Here is a 12,986-nt window from a genome sequence, read left to right as displayed (position 1 = left end):
TATTAATAAATACAATGAATTGTCGAAAACAATTTGAACAATGAGAATTCACATTAAATATATGGTCAGTTTGCGATGTAAAATGATGGTACAACAAGAAATCGATAGATTGGGAATAAGCCAAGCTGTAGTGAAATTAGGTATTGTGGATACTATAGAACCAATGGATTCTAAACAACTAACTACTTTTACTGCTCGACTAAAAAAAATGGGTCTTGAAGTTTTAGATGATAAAAAAAGTATTCTAATAGAGAAAATTAAAAACTCTATCACCACGCTTATTCATAATACTACAGAACAACCGAAAGAAAACTACTCAGAATATCTTAGCAATGCCTTAGGTTACGATTATACTTATCTCGCCAATATTTTCTCTGAAGTGAATGGCTACACGATACAGCAGTTTATTATCCTCAACAAAATAGAAAAAGTAAAAGAATTGATCTTGTACAATGAGCTTAATCTTACGGAAATTGCCTACCAGCTAAACTATAGCAGTGTAGCGCATCTTTCTTATCAATTCAAAAAAATAACAGGTTTGGCGCCGTCTTTCTACAAACAGCTCAAACAAAAAAGAGAGAATAATCTAGAAGATTTATAAAAACGTGTGATTTATGTAAATCTTAGATTTATTTGTATAAACTATTAATCAATTTTTTGTAGACTTTTGTAAAGTGGAAAAAAATATATCCAAATTAGTTTTTTACACAACCAGAATTTTTATATAATTCTGATAAAAGATCGCACCAGGTCTCAAATATTAAACCAGTTTCCTGCATCAAACTTTGTTAGGAAAGCCGCGACTCGGCAAATATACTATGAGTTTTAAGAATCTAAACTTAATCAATCCTATTGTTCGTGCTGCTACAGAAGCAGGTTGTGCAAAACCTTCAGAATTACAGAATGATATTATTCCGCAAATCCTGAATGGTAGAGATATCTTGTGTTGCATGTCCAACGATATGGAGCGTCTTACCTCTTTTATTATGCCGATCATTCAACTTTTGAAGAAGAATAATACCGATCACAATGAAACAAGAGTTCTTATTTTGACCTCTACCAAAGAATCTGCATTAAGAATAGAGGAAAACTTTAAGGTCTATACCAAGTATTTGCCACTAGCACAATTGTCTGTTTATGATGGTATTTCTAATGGTACCCAACTTTCATCTCTTAGGAAGAGATTGGATCTTATCATCGCCACACCAGATAAATTATTAGAGCTAGACGAGCAGAGACATATTACGCTTTCGAAGATTGAAATGCTAGTGGTAGATGAAGCAGATGAGCTTTTAGAAAGTAATTCTGGCACTTTTATCAAATTAATACATAAACTTCCTATTAAAAGGCAAAATATATTTTATTCTAGTACGATATCAAAAGATTTAACTATATTTGCTGAGAGAACACTGAATAACAGATTGGAAATCAATAAAAAAGATTACTTCTCTGCGGTATCTTAAAAAACCAAAATCACAAACGTTTAACTCTTGTTAGACAAATATTATATCAACAATTTTAATACCAATACAATGCAACAAGGCACAGTAAAATTTTTCAACGAAACTAAAGGTTTCGGATTTATTTCTCCAGACGAGGGAGGTCAAGACATTTTTGTACATTCTTCAGGTTTGAACACTAAACTTATTCGCGAGAATGACAAAGTAGTTTTTGACGTAGAAAAAAGCGAAAAAGGACTAAACGCAGTAAATGTAAGACTGGCTTAATTGCCAATAATATATATTATTGAAACAAAATCCATCTCAACTGAGATGGATTTTTATTTTGTACCCCAATTGAAATGGAGTAGTCTTTCCTTTTAATTATTATTTACTCAATCTCCCAATCATAAAAGTTTTTGATGCATTAAGGGCTTGCGAACTTGTTGCCAATTCTTTCACCACGCCTTGATTTTTAATATAATTTGAATGAATAAAGTAAGTTTCCTTACCATCAAAAGTGATAAATCCTGTATGAAAATCTAATCCAACAATATACACCTGATTTTTAGATTTGGATCTTACAAAATCTTCTAATCTTTCTCTACTATCAAAATATTTTATGTCAGTGCAAAGTTGCTTTATCATCACCGATGAAGGTTGTTGTGCGAGATGAATTCTTTTGATATTATATCCAAAATCCGTCAAAATATTCGTAATAAAGTAGCCACAAGCTATGCTTCCAGATTGGGGAATCCTGGTTGTGCCATTGTAAGACCAAGGCGTACCTTCCCAATAAGTTGGGATTTCATTATTTATAAATGAGAATAACTCTTCTTTTTGTGCTTGTGTACTTTTGTTCTTGATGGAAGAAAGTAATTCAGTATAGCTTATTTTAGAAACAGCAACCACACTGGACGGAGTGGTTGCTGTTTTTTGAGTAGATGTATCTTTGTTGCAACTCATCGTTGCAGAGACAAATAAAGTTAACAAAACCTTTTTAAAAATAGGTTTAGCTACTTCTAAGTTTACTGTTTTTATATCCATAGCAGAAATAAATAATTAATCCTAAAGCAAACCAAAGTCCAAACCAAAACCAGTTGTTATGGCTCATACCGGTAAGAAGATAAAGGCATGAGCTTAATCCAATAAGTGGTATTAAGGATAAGTTTTTTATAAATGCGACAACGCACAAGATTAAATTAATAATTAGATAAAAGAAAATAGAAGCTCGAAATTCTCCTTCTTTAGGATCTTTCCAATCCATCAATGTGTCAAAAAATTGAGGTTGCAAGTAATAAAAAGTTCCTAGCGCACCTAAAAATAGGATAGGGAAAATAACTTTTCCGTTGATATACGGAAGATGAAATCTACCTTTTATTTTCTCTTTTGCAGGAAGCATAAGTACACCAGCACAAACTAGCACAAAGGCGAAAATAGTCCCAATACTGGTAAAATCTAGGATAAAACTTTTGTCTGTAAAGATGATTGGTATTCCGACAACGATACCTGTAATAATGGTAGCAAAAGAAGGTGTTTTGTGTTTTGGATGCACTTCTTGAAATTTCTGTGGCATCAAACCATCTCTACTCATAGCGTACCAGATTCTTGGTTGTCCCATCTGGAAAACCAAAAGTACGGTAGTGATGGCCACGATGGCTACGAAGGAAACCACCAATTCCATCCAAGCAACGTTGGCATTGGCTTTTTCGAAAATAAATGAAAGTGGATCTCCCACGCCATCAAATTTTCTGTAGTCTACCATCCCTGTAAGAACAAGGGTAAGCGCTATATAAATCACGGTGCAAAGCACCAGTGAGATAATCATCCCTTTTGGTAGTGTTTTTTGAGGATCTTTGGTCTCTTCGGATAAAACGCTAAGTGCATCAAACCCAATGTAAGCGAAAAATACTCCAGATACCGCGCTCATTACCCCAGAAAAACCATTGGGCATAAATGAAGCAACTTGTGTTGTAGTACTAACAGGTGTCCAATTGTCTGTATTTATATAGGCAACACCCACTAAAATAACGAATACAATAACAGCTAACTTCAAAATTACTAGAGAATTATTGAAGTTTTTACTTTCCTTTAAACCTAGATAACATAGCCAAGTAATCAATCCGTTAATGACTAAAGCAGGAATATCAATGATAAATTTTAAGCTGCCTAAAAGCGGTGCATTTTTCCAGGCATTAATGAGTTCTTTGTTTTCAGAACCATTAAGAAATGCTTTTTTGGCCTCAGAATAGCTACAAGTAAGAAAATCTGGGATATGAAGATTCAATCTTCCTAGAAAACTTGTAAAATAATCAGACCAAGAAAAGGCTACATAAATATTTCCGAAAGAATATTCCATAATCAGCGCCCAGCCAATAATCCAAGCAATCAATTCGCCAAAACTGGCGTAAGCATAAGTGTAAGCAGATCCTGCAGTAGGAATTCTACTCGCAAATTCGGCATAGCAAAGCGCAGTAAATCCGCAGGCGAAACCACAAATTAAATATAACAAAATAACTCCAGGTCCTCCTCTGAAAATTGCTTCTCCCAAACTGCTAAAACTCCCTGCTCCAATAATCGCCGCAATACCAAAAAATACAATGTCCCAAACGCCTAAAACTCGTAGCAGATTGGTGGATGTATCGGTTTCTGAATAATTTTTTCTTTTGAATAGTTGATTCATTCAATGTCTATATTTAAGTGTAAGAAACAAATGTACTAATTATTGTAAAAGTTTGTTAAAAAATTGCTAAAATTTGTTTAAAATTAAAGTATTGTACGCTTATATGTTTGCCAAAGCAATAAGTTTTCAATACATTCGTTGATCTATATAGAACCCAATTTTTATTCAAAAAAAGAATGAAATCAAAAAAGATACTTTTAGCGGCAGCAGTTGTTTATTTCGGCATTTTCGATGCACAACAGTCACAATATTATACTCAAAAAGAAAATTTCCGGTATAACCTTGCGGAAAATCTTTATCAGACCAAAATATACAACGCTTCTCAATATGAATATGCTAGACAATATTTTTACAATCAAAATTTGTCTCAATCTAAGAAAGAAGCCGCGCAATTTTTTGATAATGTAATTGGTGTGATTTTGCAAAAAAATCATGCAGAAGAAGGTCTTACAGCATTCATGAAAGAATATCCGAATTCTGCTTACTTTGCACAAGCCAATCTGCCACTTGCAGATTATTATTTGGCTAAAAAAGATTTCAAAAAGGCATTGGAAACTTTGAAAAAGGTAAACCAATATCAATTAACAAAGGAGGAGAATACGCAGTATATTCTTAAATTGGGTTATTCCAAATTTATGCAGGGAGATTCTAAAGGCGCTATTGATGCATTAGAAGAAGCTTACAAAAATGTGGATTCCACAGAAAAGGGCGACGTAGGCTATATGTTGGGACATCTTTATTATGCCGAGGGGCAAAACGATAGAGCATTCCAATATTTTGATTCTGTAAAAGATCAGCCCAAATATTCAAAACTAGTACGTCCTTATTATGTTCAGATGTACTATAATGATAAGGATTATGATAAGGCCGTTGCAGAAGGAAATGTTCTGTTGAATGAAGATATTTCAGATTCTTATAAAGCGGAGGTTCATAAGATCATAGGGGAAAGTTATTTTATGAAAAATGATTTTACTTCTGCGTATCCACACTTGAAAGATTATCTAGCTGTGCAGCAGAATCCATCTGAAAATGACTTGTACGAAATGGGTTTTGTAGCAGCAAAACTAAAAAAATATGATGAAGCTGTCTCGTACTACAATCAATTGTTAAACAGCAATTCGGCTTTGTCTCAAAATGCGTATTACCAATTGGGTAACGCTTATTTGGCTGTAGAAAAAAAACAAGAAGCACTTTCTGCATTTCGTTCTTCTTACCAAATGGATTATGATAAAAGTGTGAAAACACTTGCACATGAACAATATGCCAAATTGAGCTACGATATTGGAAATCCTTTTGAAAGTCCTACTACCGTTATTCAAAATTATATTACAAATAATCCTTCCGGAACAAAGACAACGGAAATGAGATCACTCTTGGTAAAGTCTTATTTGTACTCTGGTAATTTTAAAGAGACACTGAATGCGATAGATAAACTTCCGAATTCTACACCAGAGACGGATAAAGTAGACCAAGAAGTTTCTTACTTACTCGGTACAGAAGAATTTAACAAAGGAAACTTTGATGAAGCGGAACGTTATTTCCTAAGAAGTTTAGAATTTAATATCAATAAAGAATTTAATAGCAGAGCATTATATTGGCTAGGTCAGGTATATTACCAAAAAGGAAATTATCCTTCTGCCATTGTAAGATATGAGAAATTATTAGATCAAACCTTCCCAGAAAAACAGCAATTACCTTACGATTTGGGTTACGCTTATTTTAAATCTAAAAAATTTGACCAGGCTCAAAAATATTTTAAAGATTATTTAAACAATCCAAAAACGGAATTTAAAAACGATGCTGAGTTGCGTTTGGCAGATATCTATTATGCAAATAATGATTTGAATGAAGCAATTGCTATCTACGATAAAAACGAAGAATCTACAGATTATACTTTGTACCAAAAAGCTCTAGCTTTAGGTTTTAAAGGAGATAATGTAGCTAAAATTGCAAATCTAAAAACCTTGCTTTCCAAATATCCAAGTTCAGAATATCAGGATGATGCTCAGTACGAAATTGCTTCTGCTTACGCAGATCAAGATGATTTCGCCAATTCCAACGAGTATTTCAGTAAGGTAATAAAAACGTCGTCTGATAAAGATTTGGTAGCTAATGCTTCTATTTTTAGAGCACAAAACTACATCGATCAAAATCAGAGTGATAAAGCATTATCTGAACTAAAATCTTTAGGAGAGCAATATAAAAATACAGCATACGCACAAAAAATTGTGCAAGTAGCAAAACCATTATTTACCAACAGTGGTGATGTGGCAGGATATCAATCTTTTGCTAGAAATATAGGTGTTAATGTAGATGCTAAAGAACTAGACGAAATCAATCTCGCTACTGGCAAACAATATTTTGCTAAAAAAGATTATAAAAATGCGATTTCGTACTATGAGAAATATCTTATGCAAAATCCTATGGGAGAAAGCTTATATCAAGCAAAATACGAATTGGGAGAAAGTCTTTACCAAACCAATAATTTTACCAAGGCATTATTAGTATTACAAGAGGTTGCCAATATACAAAATGATTATCAAGAAGATGCTCAGACGCGTCTGGCTCAGATTTTCATTGCACAAGGCAATTATGCAGATGCCAAAAAGTATTTGGAAAACCTTAAAAATTCATCTAACGTAAATATCAAAAATTACGCTAATGTAGAATTAATGAAGCTATACGCAGAAGAGAAAAATTTCTCTCAAGCTGAAAAAGTAGCTGATGCGGTGATTGCAAATAACAAAAACTCTGCAGCCGTAATAGAAACAGCGAAAGTAATAAAAGCAAGAAGCTTGATGAATGCTTCTAAAGATAAAGAAGCACAAACAGCTTATACAGCATTAGAAAAATCGTCTAACGCTGAAGTAGCAGCAGAAGCATTATATGCCAAGGCATTTTATCAGAATAAAGGAAAAGCCTTTAAATCTTCTAACGAAACCATCTTCAAGCTAGCCAACAATTTTGCTTCAGAAGACTATTGGGGCGCAAAGGCATTGGTGTTGATGGCTAAAAACTATATCGGTCTTAAGGATAATTATCAGGCGAGTTATACGTGTGATCAGATTATTAACAACTATGCAGATTTCCCAGAAATTGTAGCAGAGGCAAAAGACGTTAAAAAACAAATTAAGAAATGATTTTTTTAAATAATAATATACGTGGTATTAATTACTCTACTACGGGATCTGTAGATCCAAAAACGTGTGCAGTAGATTTTGCTAAAATAATGAAGGGGAAAGGGCATACACTAGACTTTTCTCTCGAAAGTTTGGAGAAGGAAGTTGATCGTATTTTGGTACAATATGCTTCCGTGGATTTTGAAGATCTTAGTATTCTTGAGGACTTTTTGACAGCTTATGTAGGTGAAACCTTAATAGCTAACTTTGGAGGAAGCTGGACAGGGAATTACTATGCGCCAATGAGTTTAGCTGGAGTAAATTACTACTCCTCATTTATCACAATTAATGATTTTAGGTTTAATCCTAATCATTTTATAGGATATTACCTTACAAATGGGCAGGCAGTAGAAGGCACCTTCTACCAATATCTTTACAGGAGAAATCAAATAACTGAAGATACACACGACTATTCGGGTGAAGGCTTGCTAGGGAATATAAAAAAATAGTAATACTCAATAGGTTTTATAATCCTTTGAGATTTAAAAAAAAAGTATGAATAAGAAGATTCAAATATTATCTATATTATTTTTAGGAATTTCGCAAATTGCATTTTCTCAGATCAAAGAAGAAAAATTGGTACTTACTAAAAAAAGAGAACCAGAAATTAAAAAGATAGAAAAGAAAAAGACATCTGTAGAAACCATCAAGAATTATCCACCAGAGGAAAAATCTCAAACTCCTGTGCAATACAATATCACAGATGTGCCTGCGGTTTCAGATTTCAAAACTTCCACCATACAAGGAGAAGATGTAACACCAAAGTTTGATGGAACTGCCCAAAATAACTATTTTAGATTTGGAATGGGGAATTATGGTAAAATTCTTGCAGATGCCAATATTTCCACCAAAATTAAAGAAACCATTGAGGTAGGTGCGGATGTTCACGTTCTTTCTTCCAACGGATTGAAGAAGGATTATGCTTGGGATTCCAAGCAAAATTCGGCAACTTTGGGAGCGTTTCTTAATGCATATGGTGAAAAAGGAAAATTCAATGTGAATGCTGAATATGGTTTAGACAAATATAATTATTATGGAATCTATGCATTACAGCCTGAAAGTACGATAGATCTAAACCAAAAGGTTAATCAATTTAAAATAAATGGATATTATGATTTTTATTCGAATGAAATTTTAAATGACGTTCGAGTAAAATCATCATTTTTGAAAGACCATTATGACGCGAAAGAGAACCAAGGTTCCTTATTAGCCAATTTCTCTAAGCATGCAGTAGCTTTAGGGAATTCTGAAGTGGTATTGAATGCTGATTTGGGCGTAGGATTAGAAACTGTGGAGAGTACTTTTGAAATTTTAAACAAAAACTCTTCAAGCTTTTTCAATACCAATTTGTCTCCAAAGTTAACGTTCGCCAAAGGTGAATCTTATTTGACATTAGGATCTGATTTTTCATTTCTGAATGCCAAACACAATAATCTACTCATGGCGGAACAGTCTAAAACGAATAAGACCTATTGGTTTCCAAAAGCTGAGTTCCAATTAGCTGCTTCTACAGAATTTAAGTTTTATGGTGGAGTAGACGGAGGACTGAAGATCAATACATATAGCGAACTTTTACAACAAAATCCATTCTTAGTTTCAGACCAACTTTTAAAACCAACAGAGACAAAATATCATTTTTATGTAGGTCTTAGAGGAGATATAGATGAGACTTTCAAATATGATGTATCTGCTGGATATGGTAAAATGAGAGACATTATGTTCTTTAAGGGGAATAACATTTTGGATAACGGATATACGCTAGATAGAGGACCATACAATTTTGCCAACACATTTTCTGCGGTATACGATGATGGAAATATAAGTGATATTAAGGGAAGTTTGCAGTATTTTCCGCTAGAAAACCTTACTGTAGATGTAGAAGCAAGATTCTTGAAATATGATCTTGCCAATTATGAAGATATCTATAATGTTCCCTTACTTACGGGGAGTATAGGTGCAAGATATACGATGTTTGAAAAGAAATTATCTCTTGGCTTCAAAGGAATATTTGCAAGCGATAGAACTACTAATTCTTACACAATAGAAGCAATAGGTAATCCTGCTATGTTTTATCAATCTACCGAAAATAGAGACGATAAAGTAGGAGGATATGCAGATTTAAATCTATCAGCGGAATACAAAATTCACAAAAATTTTAGTATTTTTGCCCTAGGAAATAATCTTTTAAGTTCCAAATACCAAACCTATAAAGGATATAAAGTTCTAGGGGCTCAAGTGGTAGGTGGAATAAAAATTACATTCTAATACAAAGGCTGCGTAGTTCAACTGGATAGAATATCAGATTTCGGCTCTGAGGGTTGGGGGTTCGAATCCCTCCGTGGTCACCATTAGAAATTTATAAAAGAAGCATTTCGCTTATTTTTAGAGAGAGATTATTTATGTAGTCTCTCTTTTTTGTTATATAGGCATCTCCTAATTTTTTTATTCAAGGTTATGTCATCTCCTATTCACCATGCAATTTATTACTGTGCAAATGGTGACTCAAACCAAATTCCTAAGCCGCCATAATGCTTATTATTAAACTTAAAATAGTCCATTTTATAATCTTTTTAAATTAAGATTTATGATAAAAGTAATGGCTAGTTTCTAACTAATTATCAAAAAAAAAGCGATATTTGTAGCCGTATAAAAATCGATTAAAATTTTCAAAAATTCAGAAGAATCTTATAAGTGAAATTTGAAAAACTTGAAAAAATAGAAGTTAGCACATGAAAATATCAAACAATTGGTTGAAAGACTTTATCAAGACAGAAATTAAATCTGAGAGAATTGGAGAATTTCTTACCGATATCGGTCTGGAAGTAGAAGGGATAGAAAAATTTGAAAGCGTAAAGGGAAGTTTGGAAGGTATTATTGTAGGGAAAGTATTAACTTGCGAGAAGCATCCAAATGCAGACAAACTAAACAAAACCACTGTTGACATAGGAAACGGTAAGGTTTTGAACATCGTTTGTGGCGCGCCCAACGTCGGAGAAGGACAAACTGTTCCTGTTGCAGTTGTTGGGACTAAAATTTATGATAAGTCTGGTAATTTCTTCGAGATTAAGGAGGCTAAAATCCGTGGTGAAGTTTCTCAAGGAATGATTTGTGCAGAAGATGAACTAGGCCTTAGCGAAGATCATGGCGGAATCATGATTTTAGATGAAACAAGATATGAGGTTGGTAAAAACTTTGCAGATTACTTTGAATTATCTAATGATGAGGTTTTCGAAATTGGTCTAACTCCCAATAGAACAGATGCAATGTCTCACTACGGTGTTGCGAGAGATCTAAACGCGTTTTTATCTACTAATCAGCAAAAAGGTACTTTTACAAAAGTATCATCTGTTGCTTTAAATACGCAAGGTTCACATGATTTTACTCTTAATGTAGAAAATACAGAGCTTACGCCAAGATATATCGGTGCTGTAATTGAAAATGTAATGGTGGCAGAATCTCCTGCTTGGTTGAAAGATAGATTGAAAGCAATTGGTCTTAGCCCAATCAATAACGTTGTTGATGTTACCAACTATATCCTCCACGGTTTCGGACAACCATTACACGCTTTTGATGCTGCTAAAATTGCAGGTAAAACTGTAAAAGTTGGTACTGTAGCAGAAGGAACAAAATTCACTACTTTAGATGGAGTAGAAAGAACACTAAACGGCTCTGAAATTATCATTAAGGATGGAGCAGATACGCCAATGTGTATTGCTGGAGTATTCGGTGGTGCTACTTCTGGTGTTTCTGCTGAAACTAAAACTATATTTTTAGAAAGTGCTTATTTCAATCCTGTTGCGATAAGAAAAGCTGCAAAAGCACATGGCCTAAATACAGATGCTTCTTTCAGATTTGAAAGAGGTGTAGATCCTAATATTACCAGAACAGCAATTACACACGCCATCAAGATGATTGAAGAATTGGCTGGTGGTCAGTTGGTAGGAGAATTATTAGAGGAATATCCAAAAAAAATAGAAGATAACTATGTGATCATTAGATTCTCAAAAATCGAGCAAATTTTAGGAACAAAAATCCATAGAGAAAAAGTAAAGGAAATTTTAAAAGCCCTTGAAATTCAGGTTCTCAATGAGATTCAGAATGGGTACGAAATTTCTGTACCAGCATACAGAGCTGACGTTACTAGAGAAATTGATGTAATAGAAGAAATCTTGAGAATCTACGGATACAACAAGATTGATGCTCCACAGAAAATAGCTTTTACCCCTGTAAAATTGGACGCAAAAGACCAAGATGAATTAGAAAATAGCTGGGCAAGAACTTTACAAAGTTTAGGATTTTACGAAGCCATAAATAACTCTCTAACTTCTGTAAGAGATGAAAATGAAGCCGTAAAATTACTTAATCCTCTAAGTAATGATTTAGCATTCATGAGAAAATCTTTATTAGAAGGTCTTTTACAAAATGCCATTTATAATATCAATAGAAAAAACCAAGATATCAAGTTTTTTGAGTTCGGAAAAATTTATCACAAAAAAGAAAAATACGAAGAAAGAAAACAATTGGCTATTTTGGTATCTGGTAGAGAGGTGGCAGAAAACTGGCTTCAGCCAAAATCCGTTACAGACTTCTACAATCTAAAAGGATATGTAAAAGTTTTATTAGAAAAATTAGGAATTACATATCTAGAAAAATCCCTTACCGATAGCCGTTTTTCTGATGCCTTGGCATATGAAGTAAATGGTAGAGTATTGGTGAGAATTGGCAAAGTTTCTCCAGAAATGCTGAAAGATTTTGATATTGATCAAGAATGTTATTATGCTGAGATTGAATTAGAATTTGCACAAGAATTAAGAGTGCACTATCAATTGAAATTTAAAGATATTCCGAAGTTTAATAAAATAAGAAGAGACTTAGCACTATTGGTAGATAAACATATTTCTTATGAAGATCTATACCAAACTGCCAAGAAAAACAAATCTCAGTTCATCAAAAATATCAATCTGTTCGATGTCTATGAAGGCAAAAATCTTCCAGAAGGTAAAAAGTCATATGCGATGAGTTTTGAACTATTAAATGAGGAGAAAACATTAGAGGAGAAGGAAATTTCAGAGGTAATGAATTCTTTAATTAAATCATTCCAAAAAGAATTTGAGGCAGAATTAAGATCTTAATATTTTTAACAATATTCTACTTAAATTATATACTAAAACGGACGTTTGTCCGTTTTTTTTATATCTAAGTATCATTAGGTATAAGATAATAATAATATTTCCGTAAATTTGGTATAAATCAAAAGGTAATCATGAAGAACATATTTTTAGGTTTGTTCGCAGCAGCTATTTTAGTTTCTTGTGGAACAATTTCTACCACTACATCAAAAGTAGGAAAATCTCAGCCCTCAATTTCAAATTCGAAATGGACGTTGGCAGATAATGTAAAAGGAAAAACGCCCACTTTAAACATCGAAGCTGGTAAAGTAACAGGCAATGCAGGGTGCAATAATTATTTTGGAACATTATCTTCAGAAACAACTTCTGGAAGTTTTGTAGCGTCTCAAATGGGTTCCACAAGAATGGCTTGTGATAATATGAGTGTAGAGAAAAACTTCTTAGAAATGATGCAAAAAGCTAATAAGTACGTAGTTTCTGGAAATACTTTAGAATTATACAAAGATGAACTTTTACTATTAAAATTCAATAAAGCCGAATAATAGGATTTCCTTTC

The 12,986-nt window shown here is 33.3% G+C and carries 10 protein-coding genes and 1 tRNA gene; 9 read left to right on the top strand and 2 right to left on the bottom strand.

The annotated features are described in order from the left end of the window. Positions 1-40 precede the first annotated feature (40 nt). The 3 genes from ACKI42_RS09905 to ACKI42_RS09895 all read left to right on the top strand — a co-directional run bounded on the left by ACKI42_RS09905 (position 41) and on the right by ACKI42_RS09895 (position 1,727). A complete protein-coding gene (locus ACKI42_RS09905) occupies positions 41-601 on the top strand; it encodes a helix-turn-helix domain-containing protein (protein ID WP_407404937.1) in 561 nt (186 codons plus the stop codon). A gap of 217 nt (positions 602-818) precedes the next feature. Further along, positions 819-1,463 (top strand): DEAD/DEAH box helicase, encoded by a 645-nt coding sequence (locus tag ACKI42_RS09900; protein ID WP_407404935.1) that lies wholly within the window; start codon positions 819-821, stop codon positions 1,461-1,463. Between the two features lie 69 nt (positions 1,464-1,532). Next, a complete protein-coding gene (locus tag ACKI42_RS09895; protein ID WP_407405134.1) occupies positions 1,533-1,727 on the top strand; it encodes a cold-shock protein in 195 nt (64 codons plus the stop codon). A 99-nt stretch (positions 1,728-1,826) separates the two neighbouring features. Here ACKI42_RS09895 and ACKI42_RS09890 read toward each other — a convergent pair whose 3' ends face one another. Both ACKI42_RS09890 and ACKI42_RS09885 read right to left on the bottom strand, forming a co-directional pair. Continuing rightward, complete coding sequence (locus ACKI42_RS09890; protein ID WP_407404933.1) at positions 1,827-2,486, bottom strand: hypothetical protein; 660 nt, start codon at positions 2,484-2,486, stop codon at positions 1,827-1,829. Next, positions 2,452-4,122 (bottom strand): APC family permease, encoded by a 1,671-nt coding sequence (locus ACKI42_RS09885; protein ID WP_407404931.1) that lies wholly within the window; start codon positions 4,120-4,122, stop codon positions 2,452-2,454. Before ACKI42_RS09885 ends, ACKI42_RS09890 begins: the two co-directional genes overlap by 35 nt. Positions 4,123-4,298: 176 nt before the next feature. On the opposite strand from ACKI42_RS09885, the gene ACKI42_RS09880 reads away from it, so the two are divergent. The 6 genes from ACKI42_RS09880 to ACKI42_RS09855 all read left to right on the top strand — a co-directional run bounded on the left by ACKI42_RS09880 (position 4,299) and on the right by ACKI42_RS09855 (position 12,972). Next, entirely contained in the window at positions 4,299-7,262 is a 2,964-nt protein-coding gene (locus tag ACKI42_RS09880) for a tetratricopeptide repeat protein (RefSeq protein ID WP_407404929.1), read from the top strand. Then, positions 7,259-7,750 (top strand): hypothetical protein, encoded by a 492-nt coding sequence (locus tag ACKI42_RS09875; RefSeq protein WP_407404927.1) that lies wholly within the window; start codon positions 7,259-7,261, stop codon positions 7,748-7,750. The genes ACKI42_RS09880 and ACKI42_RS09875 overlap by 4 nt, the downstream gene beginning before the upstream one ends. Before the next feature lie 46 nt (positions 7,751-7,796). Beyond that, complete coding sequence (locus ACKI42_RS09870; protein ID WP_407404925.1) at positions 7,797-9,566, top strand: TonB-dependent receptor; 1,770 nt, start codon at positions 7,797-7,799, stop codon at positions 9,564-9,566. A gap of 6 nt (positions 9,567-9,572) precedes the next feature. Then, a tRNA-Arg gene (locus tag ACKI42_RS09865) sits at positions 9,573-9,649 on the top strand. Between the two features lie 381 nt (positions 9,650-10,030). After that, on the top strand, positions 10,031-12,433 hold the full coding sequence (gene pheT, locus ACKI42_RS09860) for a phenylalanine--tRNA ligase subunit beta (protein WP_407404923.1): 2,403 nt from the start codon (positions 10,031-10,033) through the stop codon (positions 12,431-12,433). Positions 12,434-12,564: 131 nt separating this feature from the next. After that, complete coding sequence (locus ACKI42_RS09855) at positions 12,565-12,972, top strand: META domain-containing protein (RefSeq protein WP_407404921.1); 408 nt, start codon at positions 12,565-12,567, stop codon at positions 12,970-12,972. Positions 12,973-12,986 lie beyond the last annotated feature (14 nt).

The organism is Chryseobacterium sp. (genome assembly GCF_045629545.1).
Taxonomy (GTDB): Bacteria; Bacteroidota; Bacteroidia; order Flavobacteriales; family Weeksellaceae; genus Chryseobacterium.
This window is presented reverse-complemented; position numbering and strand designations above follow the sequence as displayed.